The organism is Flavobacterium ginsenosidimutans (genome assembly GCF_037478105.1).
GTDB lineage: Bacteria > Bacteroidota > Bacteroidia > Flavobacteriales > Flavobacteriaceae > Flavobacterium > Flavobacterium ginsenosidimutans.
On record NZ_CP147988.1, the window covers coordinates 1,192,170 to 1,210,971 of the forward strand.

17 protein-coding genes are annotated in these 18,802 nt (G+C 35.2%); 3 read left to right on the forward strand and 14 right to left on the reverse strand.

Features of this window, described 5'->3' with window-relative positions:
* The first annotated feature begins 64 nt into the window (after window positions 1-64).
* Window positions 65-478: a helix-turn-helix transcriptional regulator gene (locus V6624_RS05355; protein ID WP_338841168.1), complete on the forward strand. Its 414-nt coding sequence runs from the start codon at window positions 65-67 to the stop codon at window positions 476-478.
* A 90-nt stretch (window positions 479-568) separates the two neighbouring features.
* On the opposite strand, the gene V6624_RS05360 is transcribed toward V6624_RS05355, so the two are convergent.
* The 7 genes from V6624_RS05360 to V6624_RS05390 form a co-directional block, all read right to left on the reverse strand.
* Complete coding sequence (locus tag V6624_RS05360) at window positions 569-1,228, reverse strand: hypothetical protein (protein ID WP_338841170.1); 660 nt, start codon at window positions 1,226-1,228, stop codon at window positions 569-571.
* Window positions 1,229-1,299: 71 nt separating this feature from the next.
* On the reverse strand, window positions 1,300-1,923 hold the full coding sequence (locus V6624_RS05365) for a hypothetical protein (protein ID WP_338841171.1): 624 nt from the start codon (window positions 1,921-1,923) through the stop codon (window positions 1,300-1,302).
* Between the two features lie 68 nt (window positions 1,924-1,991).
* A complete protein-coding gene (locus tag V6624_RS05370) occupies window positions 1,992-2,618 on the reverse strand; it encodes a hypothetical protein (protein ID WP_338841173.1) in 627 nt (208 codons plus the stop codon).
* Between the two features lie 52 nt (window positions 2,619-2,670).
* The gene (locus V6624_RS05375; RefSeq protein WP_338841174.1) at window positions 2,671-3,300 is read right to left on the reverse strand and encodes a tetratricopeptide repeat protein; all 630 of its coding nucleotides are present in this window, start codon (window positions 3,298-3,300) and stop codon (window positions 2,671-2,673) included.
* 62 nt (window positions 3,301-3,362) lie between these two features.
* Window positions 3,363-3,854: a contact-dependent growth inhibition system immunity protein gene (locus tag V6624_RS05380; RefSeq protein ID WP_338841176.1), complete on the reverse strand. Its 492-nt coding sequence runs from the start codon at window positions 3,852-3,854 to the stop codon at window positions 3,363-3,365.
* Window positions 3,851-4,783: a hypothetical protein gene (locus tag V6624_RS05385; RefSeq protein ID WP_338841177.1), complete on the reverse strand. Its 933-nt coding sequence runs from the start codon at window positions 4,781-4,783 to the stop codon at window positions 3,851-3,853. The genes V6624_RS05380 and V6624_RS05385 overlap by 4 nt, the downstream gene beginning before the upstream one ends.
* Before the next feature lies 1 nt (window position 4,784).
* Window positions 4,785-5,525, reverse strand: a complete 741-nt coding sequence (locus tag V6624_RS05390; protein ID WP_338841178.1) for a DUF6882 domain-containing protein — start codon at window positions 5,523-5,525, stop codon at window positions 4,785-4,787.
* Window positions 5,526-6,080: 555 nt separating this feature from the next.
* Between V6624_RS05390 and V6624_RS05395 the strand changes: the two genes are divergently transcribed.
* Both V6624_RS05395 and V6624_RS05400 read left to right on the forward strand, forming a co-directional pair.
* Entirely contained in the window at window positions 6,081-6,440 is a 360-nt protein-coding gene (locus tag V6624_RS05395; RefSeq protein WP_338841179.1) for a plasmid mobilization protein, read from the forward strand.
* Window positions 6,425-7,669, forward strand: a complete 1,245-nt coding sequence (locus tag V6624_RS05400) for a relaxase/mobilization nuclease domain-containing protein (protein WP_338841180.1) — start codon at window positions 6,425-6,427, stop codon at window positions 7,667-7,669. Before V6624_RS05395 ends, V6624_RS05400 begins: the two co-directional genes overlap by 16 nt.
* Before the next feature lie 85 nt (window positions 7,670-7,754).
* Here V6624_RS05400 and V6624_RS05405 read toward each other — a convergent pair whose 3' ends face one another.
* The 7 genes from V6624_RS05405 to V6624_RS05435 form a co-directional block, all read right to left on the reverse strand.
* A complete protein-coding gene (locus V6624_RS05405) occupies window positions 7,755-8,654 on the reverse strand; it encodes a YwqG family protein (protein WP_338841181.1) in 900 nt (299 codons plus the stop codon).
* 174 nt (window positions 8,655-8,828) lie between these two features.
* Window positions 8,829-9,464 (reverse strand): hypothetical protein, encoded by a 636-nt coding sequence (locus V6624_RS05410; protein WP_338841183.1) that lies wholly within the window; start codon window positions 9,462-9,464, stop codon window positions 8,829-8,831.
* A complete protein-coding gene (locus tag V6624_RS05415; RefSeq protein WP_338841184.1) occupies window positions 9,464-9,787 on the reverse strand; it encodes a DUF6572 domain-containing protein in 324 nt (107 codons plus the stop codon). The genes V6624_RS05410 and V6624_RS05415 overlap by 1 nt, the downstream gene beginning before the upstream one ends.
* An 88-nt stretch (window positions 9,788-9,875) precedes the next feature.
* Window positions 9,876-10,496, reverse strand: a complete 621-nt coding sequence (locus tag V6624_RS05420) for a DUF416 family protein (RefSeq protein WP_338841185.1) — start codon at window positions 10,494-10,496, stop codon at window positions 9,876-9,878.
* Between the two features lie 23 nt (window positions 10,497-10,519).
* Window positions 10,520-11,188, reverse strand: coding sequence for a hypothetical protein (locus V6624_RS05425; RefSeq protein ID WP_338841186.1), 669 nt, complete (start codon window positions 11,186-11,188; stop codon window positions 10,520-10,522).
* A gap of 21 nt (window positions 11,189-11,209) precedes the next feature.
* Entirely contained in the window at window positions 11,210-14,728 is a 3,519-nt protein-coding gene (locus V6624_RS05430) for a DUF6443 domain-containing protein (protein WP_338841187.1), read from the reverse strand.
* Between the two features lie 3 nt (window positions 14,729-14,731).
* Window positions 14,732-18,802 carry a DUF5977 domain-containing protein gene (locus tag V6624_RS05435; protein ID WP_338841188.1) on the reverse strand — a complete coding sequence of 1,357 codons (4,071 nt, stop codon included), beginning with the start codon at window positions 18,800-18,802 and terminating at the stop codon, window positions 14,732-14,734.

The following is an 18,802-nucleotide window of genomic DNA, read 5'->3' on the forward strand; positions in this document are numbered from 1 at the left end:
ACATGAGATTTTTTGTATCATACATTAATCCCGCTTTTTTATTCTTAATTATTATCTTTGAGCTATGAGTACATTAACTAAACCAAATCACATGGGGCGCAAGATCAGCCGTATCCGTGAACTGAAAGACATGAAACAGGAAGCGCTGGCACAGGCTATGGGAACAAACCAGCAGACTGTTTCGATATTAGAAAATAGTGAAGAAATAGATGATGAAAAATTAAAAGAAGTGGCAAAAGCTTTGGGAGTAAGCGTGGAAGCAATTAAAAATTTTTCTGATGAAGGTGTAATTAATTATTTCAACACCTTTGGTGATAACAGCTTTACAAATGGAGCATTTAATGCAAGTCATTGTAATTTTAATCCTCTTGATAAACTAATAGAAGCTCACGAACAGCAGGTTAAACTATACGAACGTTTGGTTCAAGCCGAAAAAGACAAAGTTGAATATTTGGAAAAATTACTAAAAGCCAAATAAGCTTTTTTAAAAGATATATTAATTCACACAAAAAGAGACTTTAGAGTCTCTTTTTTGTTTTACAAAGTTCCTATTAAATATCGCGTCACATTATTTAATTCTTTCTGCGATAAATTCTTCTGCAATTATATATGGCTGTCTAAGATTAAAATCATTTGGGCTAACATCTTCATTGCCAAAAATTAGAATTTTAGCATTTGGTTTATTTGCATATCCCTTTTTTTCACCAACAAGTTCATTTTTTATTTGAAAGCCTATATTATGCTTTTCACAAACTTTCAGTATGGAATTCCCTAGAGACTTAGGCATCATGATTGTTCTCTTTGCATAATTTTGGTAAAACTCCTCATTATTCCAAAAGTATTCATTGACGGTAATCCAATTTCCTGTTTCTCTCTCCAGAGCATTACTGATATCTCCAATAAATTCATTTACATTAGCTGGCCTGCCTGTGATTTCACATTCAATTTCGCTTTCATGAAAGATTAACAATAGAGGATGATGCTGCAAAATTTTCATTTTAACATAAGGCAAGGTTAAGCTCCAAAAAAAGCCGTCAAATTTTTCAGTATTTCTACATAATAATTTCCACTCTTCATATTCAATAGGTAAATCATTACTGTTCTGATTAATTGAAAGTATCATTTCTAAAGAACTATCTGAAGTTTCAAATCGATAAGATTCAAGCTTCAAATCGCAATCATTATAAAACTTTTTATCGTTGGTTCTTTTTAGAAGTTGTTCTATCATAATATGTTATTTTGGTGAGCATAGTAGCTTCCTGTTATTGCAAAGATTAAAAAAATGAGATTAGAGATTTCTTAGCTAATCTTATAAATTTCTTTATCTATTAACTTTCTTAGTTCTAAAATTGTAATTCCATTTTTTACAGTTTTTCCATCTTCAAGATTAAAAAAATCAACGTAACCAATTTTAGTAATTGAATTAAACTCTCCCAATATATTATCAAGATACAACCATGCAATTGTTTGATACTTCTGTTCATCAAAATGCATGTTTCTTATAAAAATCTGCAGGTCGAATTTTTCTTTTTCAGGATTTAATTCAGCAAATATTTCTATATCTGAACTAGGAAACTCTAATCCATCATATTTAAAATGAATTTTATCTCTAGGCTGTCTAAATTTTTCAATAATCCAATTATCTATTTCAGGTCTTGAATCAAATAATTTTTTAGTATCATTAATACCCTCAAATTTTCCATCTGGAGTTAAAATTAACACATATTTCTCGTCAGAATGCTTCGTTACTTCAGCAAAAAGCAAACTTGAAAATTGCCTGATTTCATCAGTTAGTTTGTTATATACTGTGTAATCCGATAAATCGGAATCTATGAAACTCTCCAGTTCTTTCCTGTTATTTAAAAAATAATTCCAGAACTTCTTTTCAGGGGATAATTTAATATTCTTTAAAAAATTTAACATTCTTGTTTTATAAATTTTACACACTCATTTTCAAACCTGAACCTAAACCAGATAAATTAACAATACCTTTACAGGTCACTAAATGCCTTAAGTACCGATTCTCGGTAATCATGATCTTTCTCTAGAAGTTCAATTGTTTTTTCTTTGGTATTCACATTGAAGTATAATTCACAATAATCTTCCTCTTTATCATTTTCACCATCTCTAAAAAACAGTTTAAATTTATAGTAGCCTAAATTTTCAGCTTTGAATACTGTTTTGTTTAATGAAAATGCCGTTGGAGATAACGTCATACTAGTAAACTTTTTACCAGTTGGGAATTTATAAAGTCTAGAAATAGATTTTAAAAATTCATCACTTTCTTTACCTATAGACGAAATTTTTATTGCATTATAAATGAAACCATTTTTCGCGTCAAGATTTCCATGACTATCTATTCCTCTCGGCAAATCCGACTTAATCTCAAATTTTAATCCTACAACCTTTGAGCCAGATAATCCTTTAGCTACATAAACAAGAGACTCTTTTCTTCTTTCCTCAGAAACTATTTTAAAAAAAACATCTTTAAAACCTTCTTCCTGTTCTTCAGTTCTTGTAATTTGTTCAAGAATGATTGATTCCGAGTTTGATGATTTATTGCACCCAAAAAATAAAGAAAATATACTCAAGATAATTATTTTTTCCAACTGTTTCATAATGTATTTTTATTCGCAGTCCCGCTTTCAGAGACTAAGCCTAAGATTTAAGCTAGTCCTGTTTTAGAATTTCCAGCCAAGTTTCTTTTCCCTTTACTACACCCAATGTTTTATGATATCTAAGCCCCGAAGTTTCACAGTCTGCATTTTCTTCCGCTAATTCCGCATATTGCTTTGCTTCATCTAGTTTGTTTTTATACTTGTTGATAATTGATAAAATAGAATTCACTTTATATTTTTCTATTGGAAACAAAAGTCCTGAATATCGTTCTAGCAATATATTTTCTACATCGATAAATTTTTCGGTATTGTTAGTCTTAATAATCAGCTCTGAAAAATCTAGGTATGCCTGTGTTTTAACATTGGGAAACATTTGTTCAAAATCCATCGCCTGTTTATAATAGTCAATTGCATTTTTATAATTATCAAATTTTTTATAAATATTTCCAAGCGTATGCAAAGCAGAGCCTTTATTAAAAATATCATCTGGATATTCCACCAGCATTTTATTAAGCAAAATTTCTGCAACGCTCAATAATTTTTTGTCATCAGTATACATTAATTCAATTGCTTGTATTTTTAAATATTGAGCGCGTCCATCTTTTCTTGCCCTCCCAAGTTTTGCGAAGAATTCCTCTTCATCAGATTTCGTCCATTTTTTTCGTCTATACCAATCCGTCATCTCTTCTAATTGTTATGTTTTTTTTATAAAAAAATAAGATCTCGAAATTATCTGCAAACAGTTCAGCTGCATTTTTCCAAGGCTAATTTCAATACTCGTCCAATTGATTGGAAATCTTCACTATCTTCAATAACGATTTTTTCTTCGTCTAAGAAATGATATCCTTTTCGCTGACCAGAAGTTCCTCCATTAATTGTCGGGTAGAATGTAATCTGATTATTTTGGCGGCTAATAGATACATAAACTGAATCTTTCATCTGAGCTTTTATAGATTTTAATCCCGTAATTTTTTTGTACGCTTCATAATTTTCTACTCTTTCCTCTTTAGTAAATTTCTTTATTGTTCTAGATAAGTCGAGATGTCTAAGAATTGTTTTACCTATTTCAAAATCTGAAATATTGATTTCTGAGATTGTAATTTCTTTCGATCTTGTAGAATACGAGTTGACTATTTTATAATAAGTTTCAAAGAAAATTCTATCAGGATATTTTATTACACTAATACTTTGTATAACTGGATTTTTACTGCCAAAAATAGTTTTAAGAAAATTCATTTCTTTTTTCCTTTACAGTATTCATCAATTTTATCTTTAGCATAATCGGCACCAAGTTCCAATGCTCTATTCCAATTTTCACAAGCTGCTCTTTTATCCTTTAAATTAAGTTTTGTATTTCCAAGATTAAAATATGCCTGCTGTTTATTTTCAAGTGATGAATCATCAAACTGCAGTACTTTTTCATAATCTTCAATCGCACCTTGATAGTCTCCGTTTTCATCTTTTAATCCGCCTCTGTTTATTAAAGCACTACCAAATTTTGGAGCAATCTCTATAGCTTTGTCATAATCTTTAAGAGCAGATTTCCAAGTGTAAAGTTCATTCTTTACGATTGCTCTTGAATAATAAGCATTTGGATCTTTCGAATCAATTGCAATTGCCAATGACCAATTAAATATTGAGCCGCTTAAATCTCCATTGTTATAACAGTCAATACCTTTATCAAAATAGTACTCCGCTTTCAAATTAGCCAAGTCTGGAAAATTTGGGCTTCGCGGATCAAATAATCCTCCATAAGCATCAAGAGTTGAATCAAATTCATATCCTCTTTTATACATATCCAAACTCCAATACATTAAATTGTCTGCAGTCATTGGTATTTCATTTGTTTCTCCGTTTACTTCCCAAAGAGATCCGTATTTTTTAACTTCATGCAATACATATGGATAATGGGAACTTAAGAATTCAGATAATCGGATTAGATTTTCCTTATCGTCAGAAATAAAAGTAAAATCCATTTTACTTAGACAATTGTCTTTCAATCCACTGTCAGACATATTTTTAAATACGTCTTCAGCGGAAACCATCTCTTTACCAAATCCTTTTACAAAATCATCCCAAGTGATAAATTTATTTTCCATTTTACTTTGCCCTTGGGCTGCTAACGTTTTTAAAAATATTAATAAAATCAGAATTTGATTTTTCATTTTAGGCATTTGTTTCTTTAATTTTGAAATAGCACTTTTCACAAACAATTTTAAATTTGCCTTCTTCCCAGCATTTTTCTGACAAACCACCTTCTTTGATTCTCAATTTCTCACATTCGTTACACCAAGCCACAAAATCATCATCTTCATATTCGAATTCCATATCTTCAAATGTTTCAAATGATTCTTCGAATCCGTTTTTGCTTCGTTCTTTTAAATGCTGGCAGATAAATGCCCTTCTTCTTCTCTCATGATTTTCGCAATCAACATATTTTGTCTTTTCTCTTTCTGCTAAATCATTATCAATCAGTTCAGTTAATACAATGTGAATTTTTAAGTGATCAACAACAGGCCTATACACGCCAATACCGCCTATTAAATTACAGCAGATAGAAGATAATTCCCATCCTATCTCATCATAAGATGGAAATTCCCCATTAATTAGATTTTCATAGCTATTTGCAATTCCAAAACCTTTAATTTTTTCAATATCAACGACTACGTTTTTAGATGTATTTTCATTGTCCCACGACCATTTCCAAGTTTTAGATGCTGTGGAATAAGTTCCAACTTGATAATATCTGAAATTAATAGTTTCATCAGGCTTAGATAGTGTTATAATACCACTCGTCTGGTCATAGTTCCAATTTGTAAAAGAATTAATATCATACGCTTTATTTAAATCATCTTGCATTTTTTGTAATTCGCCAAAACAATCTGTTAAGAAATCTTCATATGCCATATCTAATGTTTTTATAGTAATCCTAGCTGTAAATGTATAAGCAAATCACAAACTCTGATTAAAATGCTAACTGTTATTTTTGTACGAATATAAAAACAATTTCTTCTCTTCAAAGTGAAATAAGCAAATAAAAAAAAGCAAAGCAAGGTATTGGACACAGCCAGAGAAGTGCGCATAACATTTTTCTTCGTTCCTCAAAAAATGCCCTTCGGGACTTATAGCACTTCACCTGTCTGCTTGTCCAATTAAAGACTGCTTTCTTTTTTCCCTTTTTCTTTTTTTAAATGTTTATCTATTGTCACATCCTACAGCCATCATGCACATATTTTGCCCATGATACATTCAAATATTTTCTCTAAATTAGAAGCCTGCTTTTAAAAATCTCCAAAGATTGCCACGTTCCTGCAATCAGCAAGATGAACGGTTGTTTAACAACCGCCTATCTTGCCACCCATTGCCTCGGAACTCGGCGGTGGAGAAACTTAAAAGCAAAGAGTTTGATAACAATGAAAATGAAAGATGATGAAAAGAGAAAATTCAAACAGAACACGAATCGTGGGACTGCGATTCACTCCTTTGGAGTATGCCGAACTTGAAAAAAGATTCAGAGCAAGCACCTGCCGAAAATTAAGTGAACACATCAGAAGCCACTTATTCAACAAACCCATTATAGCCACTTACAGAAACCAGTCTTTAGACGAACTGATGGAAGAGACAGCTGTACTTACTTCCGAATTACGGGCAATCGGCAATAATATCAATCAGATTGCCAGAAAGATAAACACGCTCCGCACAGTTCCCGATTTTAAAGGACACCTTTATCTGTTCGAGATCCAGAGAAAAAGACTTTTTGATAAAATGGAAGAAGTCTCAGATCACACCCAGAAAATAGCAGAAAAATGGTTGCAGTCATAAAAACAAGCTCATCCATAAGAGGCATTCTGAATTACAACGAAAATAAAGTAGGGATAGGAAAAGCTGAATGCATAAGTGCTGTGAATTATCCCCTTGAACTGGAAAAACTGAGTTTCACTTCAAAATTAAACCGCTTTCTAAAACTGGCAGAACTCAATACCAATACGAAGCGAAACACAGTGCATATCTCGCTCAACTTTGATCCCTCGGAGAATCATTCGAAAGAAAAACTGGCTGAAATTGCAGACACATATATGGAAAAACTAGGATTCGGAAGACAGCCTTATCTGGTCTATCAGCATTATGATGCGGGTCATCCGCACTGCCATATTGTGACAAACAATATTCAGAGAGACGGAAAAAGAATCGATCTGCATTTATTAGGGATCAGAAAATCAGAACCTGCCCGAAAAGAAATTGAAGAAATGTTCGGCCTTGTAAAAGCCGAAGGAAGAAAACAGAAAGAACAATTTTCGTTAAATCCGATAGATGTCGGCAAAATTCAATACGGAAAAGCAGAATCCAAAAAGGCGATCAATTCAGTTTTAAATCAGGTGCTGTTTGATTACAAGTATTCAAGCCTGCCTGAACTCAACGCGGTTTTAAACCTCTATAATGTTCATGCTGACAGAGGAAGCGAAGAATCGAGAGTTTTTAAAAACAATGGACTGCTTTACAAGATACTTGACCAGAATTCAAAACCGATAGGCGTACCGATAAAAGCAAGCGAATTTTACAGCAGACCTACCTTAAAATTTCTTGAGGAAAAATTCAGGGTAAATGAATCAAAGAAACAATACTGTAAAAGTCGTGTCAAAAATGCCTTAAGACAGGCTTTTTTTGATGAAAGAATGACTTCTGTTGAGAGATTATCCCAAAGACTCAAAGATGACGCTATCCATACTGTTTTAAGACAAAGCAGTGGGGGAAAAATTTATGGAATAACTTTTATCGACTTTAAAACACAGTCGGTTGTCAATGGAAGCAGTCTGGGAAAAGAATTCAGTGCAAAAGGAATTCAGGAAAGCTGTGCAATGAACATTCTTGCACTTGAAAGAAAGCATCAAAACTCAATTTCAACAAATTCAGAGAACGTGAAAGATCTTGAATTAAAAGAGTATGTAAAAGAAAATTTGACAGACATCCTTCTTCGTGGAGAAAAGATAAATGACTATGTTTCGAAACAGTTTAAACAAAAAAAGAAAAAGAGACTTTATAAAGGAATATAAAATAATGAAGGATGCAAAAAAAGTATCCTTCATTATTTTTTCTAGTTATTACTTCTATACACATCTTGTAATTGCATTAATTACGTTAACTGCACTGAAGGCTAAACCAAGTATTTTCAAAATTAATTTTAGATAAATCTTCTTTCTTTATCCAAAAATAAAGTCTTCCACCATCTCCCCACATCATTTCATTTTTTTCGTTACTATCAATCTGCAGGAGCAACAGCCAATCTTTTGCATTCTTTTCAAGAGACTCTGCTCTCGGATCGTTATAACCTGATGGATCTCCACAATATAGACCATTTGTTACAAGCTCACATTCCAATTCCATTTCTCCTTGAATATTATCCGAATATCCTAAAAGCTTGTTTATACTACCAGAATAATAAACCTTTTCCCAAAACTTCTCATCTTCCCCGTCTTCTAATTCTTCATAAATCTCGTCCTCATAACATGGTAAGTTAACTTCATGCTTTATTTCAACAGCCGTGGGCTTAAATCGGGAATATTTTGGCAGATCAATTGGAAAATCGCACCTTTTAAGCTCTTCAAAGTTTCCATTCCAATAAAAAGTTTTAAATTTATTTTTATCTTTAAAATCAAACCCCCATGCATCTTGTTCTGCACAATAAAAAAAGTATAAAATTCCTGTATTTGGTAGTAAACCTTCTTTATCATATACGGAAACTTCCGAAAAGTTAATTTGTGCAATAAATGAAAGTGGTATTGTAATTATTTCTTTCTTTCTATTATCAAAAAAAAGAAATTTTGTACCTCTTTCTATAGTATTTGTTTCAGTAAACCAATTGATTCCTTTTGGTAGATCTGGTCTGCCTCCAATTTTAGTTTGACCAATAACCATAGCACTCTCATCTATTTCTCTGTCGTAAAACCTTATTGCACTTCTGAAAAAAGGTTTTAGTTTTTCAAAATACTTCCCCAATCCATTTTGGTCTAATTTATTTTTGAATTCTTCAATATTCATTTTATGATAAGCTTAAAAATTTATTTAAATATTTACTGTTACAGACTTATTTCTTATAGTTTTCAAATTAAGAATGAAAAGTATGTGTAAAACTAGATTTTTAAATAAAGGAAGGTTTGTAAAGTCTCAAAAAATATTACAATATACTTACACTTTTTACTAGTGCATTTATAATTAGTTGTAATTTTCAATTCCTTCATTTCGTAAAATTGTTCTAATAACACTATATAAAACGCTTACATTCCAATCGTGATGATAATTATAACCTCTATTAATATTCACGGGATTCTCTGCCGAGTAAATAGAGAAATAAGTATGATAATTTTTTGTCCTGACATCCTCCCAATGGATGTGTACTCTTTTCTGATTAAAGATTCCACTAACATTTAATGATATTCCTTCTTTTGAAAGATGCACATCTCCAATACTAAATTCACGACCATTATTATAGCTATTTATAAAGTCATTAATTATATCAGCAAAGTAATAATCCCATAAGTTATCTACAATCTGGGAATACTGTTTATGGAGAATCTCTTTTTTATGCCCAAAGTAAGTCTTAAAAGTTATTTTTAGAATTTTGTCTTGCATATTTCGGATAAAGATTTGATATTCTCTGCCGTAAGTAAGTTCGAATTTAATCCATCGAATTCCATATCTGAAGTCTTTTATTTCTCCTTTGTGAAAAATGGTATTTAGTTCATGAGATGAATCCTTATCTTCAAATTTTAAGAAGTTGTGATTAAAAACTAATTCCCTTAAAGCATTATCAAAATAACTTCTTTTTATAAAAAAACTTTTTTCTTCCATTAATCTTTAAGCTTGTAAAAATTAAAGATATGACCTTTTTCATTTATTAATCTTTCTGCAACTGCTAAAAATTCTTCAGCTGTTTTGTTAGTCTGATATTTAAAAACAATTTGTATCATGATTTTTTTATCAGCTTTATCAGGATAGTTTTCAGCCAGCTGACCATTTTCAATGAAATCCAGATAACTATTTATTTTGTCTTGCAAAAGTAATAAATGTTCATTCTCCTCATCCCACTCTAAATGATCAGATATGGTCAGAACTAATAGTCCCTGTTTGTCCGTGGTAATAATATCAATTACGCTTTTATCTTCAACAGACATCTTTTTGTGTTTTTAAATTTAGTTCTACATTAATAAAAAAAATAAAGGCGCATAATACACCTTTATTTTTTAACACTAAAAACTATTTTTAGACGTTCCTCAATAATGATATGTCGATAATATCATCCTTTGCCAATTCTCTAAGGGAAGATAAATCAATTATTGATAATGACTCTGACTTTATATTAGTTAAATAATCCACAACTTCAAATTGTCTTTTTAATTCTCTCTGCATAAAAGGATCTTCTTCAATTAATTGATCCATTTGAATATCATTGATATCTAGATCATCTCGTTCCTGAATAAACATGTCAACTGTGTCTCTAGCATATGTTGCAACATCGACTAAATTTTCAAAATCGCCATCCTTTAAAAAATATAATGTGCTTAATATTGATGTACATGCATCTAGAGCAAAAGAGGCTAATATTGTGTCGTAATCCTGAGTATCCGGTGTGATATTCTCAACTATATTAATATAATTATCGATTTTCAAAGTTTTGTTATTCTCAAGCACATCCCTGAAAAGAGTTGAAATAATCGTTTCTAATTTTGATGGATCACCATATTCATATTTTTTTGAAAAAAAAACATAGTTTGGAAATAGTCTTTTACATATCAATAACGAAAAAATTGTTTTTTTTTGATCATCTAAATCCACTAGCTTTTCACTAATTTCATCTCTAAACTCAAAACATTCATTATCCATTCTTTCACTGTTAGTCAAATAAATCAGCCTAAATATTCTTTCACTTTAAAGAAAACTTCAATATCTTTTATATTCATAGTATCTTCAATTTTATGCTTTTCTATAATACTAGAGTAGATATCCGAGATTGTATTATAATTTGGATTTCCTGATAATTTTGCTGCAATCAATCCAACAACGCTTTGAACTTGAATACCGCTACAATGAAGTTTACTAATTTCTGGCAAATTTGAATTGTATAACTTATCTACTCCATTCACTGTAGAAAAATCATTAACATATCTTAATCCGTATGTTTTAAACAAATTCTTAATATGCTCCGAAGCAGAAATTAAATCCTGTTCTTCATTAAATAGTTTAAAGCGATCATGTTCTTCTACTTTAAATTTAATCCGATCTACCTTCCCTAATTCATACCAATCTTTTAATTCTAATAGATTCATAAAGTAGGTATAACTAATATGATCGTTAAATTTTTTCCAGATTAAATTTATTTCGTCAACGTCAACACAAATAGCAGGCATTATTTGTATTTCATCAATCCAGTTATTCTCAGTAAAATATAATCCTGCTGAACCATCTATATTTTTTTTAATTAAAGCAAATTTTCCTTTATTAATTTTATACCCATTCTCATTTTCTAATGACATCAGTGCCGCTAATAATTTTTTCTTAACTTCCGAAAGTTTCATTTCTATTTTTATTAAATAACCTTATTTATAATTTGTTATTGTTGTAGCTGTTTGTTCTTTAGTAATGGTTTGTCCCAATATACCTAACTGTTTCGCTTTCTCACCAACAAATGTAGCAGCTTCTCCTAGTTTGAAGAAGGCGTTTTGACCAGTTGATAGTTTTGCTCCCCCTGCTTTAGTTTCATTTATTAAAAGTACTTTACCATTTTCTACTACTACATTATCAAAAACTACAGCCGATCCACTTTCAAATCTCGCCGTAATTTGTGTACCTACAGTAGCATTTTCATATTTTGCAATAAGTGATTTTGTCACATTCTTTTCAGCTAGTTTTCCTGCTGCTTTGTTTATCGCTAATTGTTCTGCTTTTGTAATACCTGAAGAAACAGCTGTTGTTTTTGAAGCATTTGCAATACTACCTGCACCCGCAGAACCTGCAATACTAATTCCAGCATCAATTGCATCAGCAGTCCCTTTAGACACCCCTGTAGATTGAATAGCCTTACTAGTCAGCGAAGAAGTATCCTCTCCAGAAATTAATTGTGATAAACCTGAACCTGCAACATCTGCTCCGTGAACAAAAACTCCCGCGCCTACAACTCCCCCAACACCTGTCCAAGAAGTAGCGGCTCCTCCTAATGCTCCTGCACCTGCTTCTAATACTCCTCCAACTAATTTCATCCCACCTATAAATCTGTTCCATCCCTTACTTGGCGGATCAGGCCACATACCATCAGGATCAATAAAATACACTGGATTATCCATTGCATAATTATAAGGCGACCATCTGCGTCCTTTTTCAGCCATAGGATCTATGTTCATCCATCGACCAATTGCAGGATCATAATTTCTTGCACCATAGTCGTAAAAGTTAAGCCCCAGCTCGTCCTGGAGCTCCTTGCCGTTGTACTTATACTTATTCACACTAGCCTGATAATCATTATACCCTTTATGTTTTAATCCAAAAGGATAATAATTATTCTCTTCAATAATTTCAAGAACGTTTGTCGCTGCATTCTTTGCATAGCTCAATCTTACGTTTCCTAAATGGTCTTTATATTGAAAGACATAAGAATAGACTCCGCTAGTGTTTTTAACATAGCCTTCAGCAGTCGGAAAAAATTCCAAAACTGCATTTTTATACTGAAAGCCGTCAAGATAATTGGTTGTTGTTACCGTAGTGCCGTCTGTCACAATCTTCTCCAGCTTCTCACCGGCCGCGCTGTAAATATACTCAATGCTGCCAGCTGTTCCAAATGTTATTTTCTTTGGAAGATTAAGATGGTTATAGGCTATATCGGTTATTTTCTTGTTTTTGTCCACAGTCAGATTGCCATTGGCATCATAGGTGTAGTCATCGCCAGTCTTGTTAAAATCATTAAAACCGCTGGTATTGTTGCTGCTGTCGTCCACTTTACCTAGCTGATTGGAGTTAGCCGGATAAGTATAGGCTAAATTATCAATATCAATAGGCTGTATCTGGGGATCAGTATCTCCTTTTCGTCTAAGCGAAATTATATTTCCGTTTTTATCGTAAGCCAGAGTTTCATCATATGCATTTGTAGTTATGGTAGCCTTTTCGTAGCTGGCGCTTGTTAAGCGGTTTAATTTATCGTACTGGTAACCGTAGGCACGCTCTATATTATCAGTCGCCGTTCTCCAATAGGTCTCGGATATGTTGCCGTTAAATAGCGCTTTAACATCAGTAATTCCTGCACCGACTTTATTGTAATTAACTTTAAAGGCAAACAGATCTTTAGGGTCAGAATCCTGCTGCAGACTGGCAGTTTTATTAATTTCGGTGAGCCATCCCCTTATGTTATAGCTGTAATCTATCTTCTGCAGCGGGGCTCCTGCTGTGTTTCCAACAAGCTTGCTGGTCAGCTGCCCCAGATTATCGTAGCTGTTAGAAGCCATAAGCTGCGCGGTTCCCGAGCCAATTTTGTGGGTATGGGTAAGCAGACGATCCTGTGCCGAGTAGGTGAATTTTTCTTCAACCATCATGGTTGCGTCACCGTTTAAGCGCCGATGAAAAGTCTGCGTGGTCAGGGTTTTGCCTGTAAAATCAAGCTCGCTGTCTATACGGTTTGCTCCTCCCAGATGATTAGTTGTGTAGGTGCTGATGGGTCTTGCCCTGCTATCGTAAAAAATTGTGCTAGTTTCTCCGGCTATCGATACAGCAGTGCTTAAAGCCCTTGCCCAGCTTCCTGTGGACAGCCCTTTTGCATTGGACAGAACCGTCTGCCCTAAAACAGCCGATATTCCGGTCTTGGCTTCCGGAAAAGTATAATCGTCATAATAATTAACTGTTAAGAGCTTAAAGCTTGTCGGCGCAATACTGTTACTGTAACCGGTAGAAATGCCGTCAATAGCCGTGGCCGTTTTGGTCTCAAATAAAACAGCCGCACTGTTTTGGGCCGTCTGCAGCGTATTTCTGGCCGCAGAACTTGCTGCCTGATTGTTCCATCCTGTATAGATTGGCCTGCCGTAGACATCATATTTGGTAATAATCCATCCCACAGCAGTGTCTCCTTTAAAAGGCAATATTGCAGGGCCTGTGGCCACAGGACGGTCAAGCCTGTCATAGACAATAAATTCCCACTGCTTGCCGGGAAGCTTTTTCTCGGCCAGCCTGTTTCTATTATCATATTTGTATTGGTAGCATAAACCGTTTAATACATCTGCCGAGATTGCCGCATCTGCTTTTGGCGGTATTACATAGGTTAGATTGCCATAAATATCATAGACATAATAGGTGTCATGTCTGACTCCTGCATCATAAGTCCTTTTTAAAACTATCTGCCCTTCCTTGTTTTTAAATTCTACCGTCGAGCCGCCGCTTTCCGTCGGGCTCGCGGCTGTATTTTCATCATAGGTTATGTTTTTATACAGCTGGTTTGCTCCATAATTTCCTCCATCCGTCAGAGCGATATCATAGATTCCCAATCCTGAGTTCCAGGTAGCAGTGGCTTTAAAGAGCCTTACCTCTGAACTGCCATTTGTCTGGTATTCCAGCTTGATTTCCTGTGCCCCCACTGCCCAGGAAGTTCCAGGTGCCGCCTGTTTTAAAACCCGGTTTAATGGCGAGGCTTCTAAGGTTTTCTGAGAAAAAGGATTTGCCGTATTGTCATACTTGGGCACGTTGTACAGACTGTTTAAAGAAACCAGAGACGCTGAAGCTGCCACTCTATTGTATGCCGTTGTGGTGTTGGTCAGGGCATAAGGCAGATATTCTGTCACCTGTCTGCCCAATCCATCATAATCAAGAAGCGTCACCAGATCCTCGCCACTGCTTCCCTGTCCTATAGCCGTTTTCTGCACCGGACGCCCCAATCCATCAAAGTAGGTAACATTCTGGCTGATGTCATCTTTGGTCAGGGTACTGTAATTCTGCAGCAAAACCGGTTTTTTAGGAACTGCAGAATATATGTAATTATCATCGCTGAATGTCTGGGCGCTTACCCCTGCATTTCCTGCTAATAATAAAATTAATGCTAGTATATATTTTTTCATAATTTCAGATTGCCAAATTATTTCCATTATTTAGTTTTTAACTAAACTCGTAAGATCAACGCTCACTATGCTGCTGGCTATTAATGAAACCTCTGCTTGAGCCTCTGCTTGAGCGGCTGGCAGTGCTACGGAAACATTCGTGCTTGCCCCTACGCCTGATGTCCGGATGTAATTGACCGTAAAGTTGAATGTAGCGCCGTTATGATTTGTGGAAGCTGCAAAAACGTAGATATAAAGCTTTCTGGTTGAAGTATTAAAGTAAGTTTCATAAGTAAATCCAGAAGTGCAGACTCCATTTGCATTGGCATTAGCCTGACCGTTTACATTAAACAGATCAAGCCCTTTTGCATCGGCATCGGCCTGCGAAATTATTGACTTCTCCACTCCCGCCGCCTGGCTATAGGACACTGCTGAACCCACAAGATCTCCTGTACAGGTATTTCTTGTAAACGAACCGCTTCTTGCCGCACTGCTAAAGGTGCAGGTTCCAAAAGTATTGGCGTTGGCCTGTCCGTTTGCATTGAACAGGGTCAGCCCTTTTGAATCTGCATCTGCCTGCGAAACCGTTGATGTGGCAGCACCCCAATCCTGATTGTATACTACGCTTGACCCCACACCGCCCGTCGCACAATTATTCTTTGTAAAAGAACCGCTTCTTGCCGCACTCTTGTAATTAAAGGTGCTTGTTGAAGTATTGTCACTGCAGTTAATCAGTTCGCCCTTATAGTTATAGCAGTTTTTCTGCATTACATACAGATCGTTATTTCTAATAAACCTTAGCCTTCCGTAATTATCATATTCGTAATAAGATGCAAGACCTTTTACATCAGTCATGCTGGTTACTCCCACAAGCGGATTATAAGTGTAGGTGCCAATCAATGAAGCAGGAAAAGCTGTCCTAAAGGCATTTAGTCCATTTCTTAGCAGCTGCTCTGTACAGTTGGCAGTCATACAGTTATCTACGTCCTGATTAGAAAGGGTCTGAAGGCTGGTGATTGTAGCAGCCGGAATAGATGAGTAAAGAAGATTATCTGCCTTGGCAATTGGCTGCGATTTGTAATAGCCCCAGATTATCGAAACCGGAATTCCGCTGTCTGGCGTATACTGAAGCACATTGCCTTTATCATCATATAAATCATACGCAAGCTTTTTATCCGCCGTCAGGTCTAGAGCAGCCGTTCCTTTATTAGAATAAACAGTTCTAGGCAGCAGGAGATTGCTTGTCGCTGCGCTTTTATCATAAACTGTCAGCTGATCGGAAACCTTTACTCCTGCTTTAAAAACCTGAGTTTCTAAAGGGATTCCAATCATATTGGCTGCCTTCAGTTCAGTTATAAAAGGTCTGCCCGAAACTTGGGCATCCTGTGCATAAAAATATTTAGTCTCCATTGCCTCTCCCAATGAATTTGATGTAGTTTGGGAAGAAAGCTGAAGGTGTGCAGGATTGCTGTAATTGAAATTTGTTGTGGCAACAACTGTCCCAATCAGACTGTTTGAGGAATTGTAAAAATAACTTGATTTCTGAGATGTCTTTTGATAATACCACAGCAATGGGACACTAAATCCAACAGGTTCAATACTCTGCAGAACCTGTACGCCTCCATCAAACATGTAAGGGCACATTGGATTAAGGGGATCTGAAGGATTTTCCCGAATATTGGTTGTGGAATTGCGAAACATCTTAAAACCGACATAAGAAGACGTATTGGAAGCATCTTCAAAATAGGTGTTTTTTTCTTCTTCAACTATATAATTGGCACTCCCGACCGTTTTGTATATTTTTTTTGAAAGGACCTTTCCCCTTTTCCATCCAGTTGAAATCTGCACAGCAGGACTGCCCAGAGGGATTTCATCTCCTCCGGTAGTAAATTCGTATTGGGTGTAGCCATTATTGGTTTGGCTTTTAGTATCGGACTGTTTTTCTTTTACATATTGATAAACGACAGAATTCCCTTCTATGCCAAACCTTGAGTTTGAAGAAATGCTATAAGTAGCCTGAGAATTTACTCCCGGCATACAGAGCGACGCATCAACTTCACAGTTATAATAATTATAATTGGTAAAAGTCTTTGTTGAAAAAGTAGTGGTCATTTCATTAATCAGTTTTCCGCTGCTGCGGGTCGGATTTGCTATATCAGAATAATCATACTCCTTCTTTAGAAGCAGCACATTGCTGTTGTCATAATTTTCAATATTTTTTATTCTTAATCCTGCACCTAAAACATTTTTAGGCGTTGAATCTACATTTACATATTTAAGCTGCAGATTTTTAACGCTATAATACTGTCCATACACTTCTACTTCAATTGTGCCAGACTGAGGCAATGTAAGTGAAACATTATATTCCTGTCCAACCAGAGGCCCTGAATTATAAACTGCATTAGAGCCCGAAATCACTCTCACTTTTGCATAGTGGTATTTGAACAAAGTGGGATCATTCCCCACTGGTTTATCCAGTTTAAATGTCAGGATTGCCGAAGCGTTAACAGCAGTATAGGGAATGGAAACATAATTGACGCAGTCCGCAGGATTAGTATTCAGGCAGACTATGCCGTCATTGGGTCCCGGCCCTTCTTTTACCGGCACAGTGCCGCCTGTGCCCTGCACTACATTGCTATTTACAATTACGGGAACATATTGATTAAAAACATCTACTCCGTAAAACTGGTTATTTTCATAATTAAACCTCGTCCAGCCTTGTGTTGGGTAGTGTATCTCTTTTAAGATTCCTGCCTGAATAGCTGATGTGCTGACAGAACGGTTCGCTTTGCCCACCTCGGCTGGATAAGGGCCCGAGAGATAATGTTTTGGAATCAGATCCAGATTCCCAGTCATATCATTATTATAGCCAAAATAATCCTGCCCTTTGGATGTTTTATTAGGCAGGACAGCAGTCGAATAGACAAATTCCGCTTCATTTCCTCCAAACAGATTAAGCATACGATCCAATCTTAATCTTTTATCATTGTAAGTGCTGCCTGTGCCAAAATAAGAATATTCGAACGCATATCCTTTAATGCTTTCAAATCCGCCAGATGCCATCTGCTGGATTTCAATTTTGCTTAAATAGCCATTTGAGGCTCCATTGAATAAATCTTGCCTGCCATTATTCTTTGTAAACAGGATCTTAGATTTGCCATCATTAAAATTGATTTCTTTTATTTTTTTTAAGCTGGTTTCCGTATTGCCCTTCTCGTCCATGACTGCGCCTATCGAATTTGTAGTTTCTGGACTCGTGCAGGTAGTGCCATAGGTGATTTTCCTTGTTATGTCAACTCTCTGTGAAAAACTCTTGTCCGTTAAGACTCCATCATCCTGATAGACAAAACTTATTTTATTGTTAGACGGCGTCAGAATTTCATCCACGTACCAGGCGCTAATGTATCTATCGCTATGGGTCAATGACCTTACAGAAGTTTCAGTCGTATTAAGAGTATAAATGTTTCCCTGCTTATCGGTTATCTTAAACTTTAGATTCGATCTGTCTGCCCCAATAAGCTCAACTTTAAAAGCATCTGGAGGAACCGTAACGACCTCTTTAGCTGCAAACTTTTTAATGTAAAAGCTTCCGTTTACAGTTGGGGAGGAAAAAACGTACATATCCTTAACCCGGGATCTATCCAGCTCAGGAGAAATGGACGCTATCGCTTCATGCTTGTAGGGATGAAGCTTAAAATAATTAATAAGAGCATCATCATCGGGAATTTCATCAACATAAGGGTTATTCTCATCTATTTCATCTCTTGGGCTTAATACCACCTGTGCCCCCACATTTAAATTCCAGCCCAAGCCTGCCCAAGTAGCTTCCTGAGCAACTTTTATTCCCGATGCATGGTAATCCAGACTGATTGGCATTTTAAAATCTTTTGCATCGATGGTATACAGGGGTATGGAAATGCCCGGAACTCCAGTTGACATATCAACAGGATATTCTCCATATTTTAAAAAAGCGGCCGCTTCAGGTGATTTTGGAACAAAATCTGGAGTTGGAGAGCTATTTTCAGATTGCGCATGCAGTCTTACAGAGAAAATAAGCAGCAGCATTACAAATGATGCCAAAATAAGTTTTCCCGATTTTCCGTTAGGTTTTAAATGCTTCAT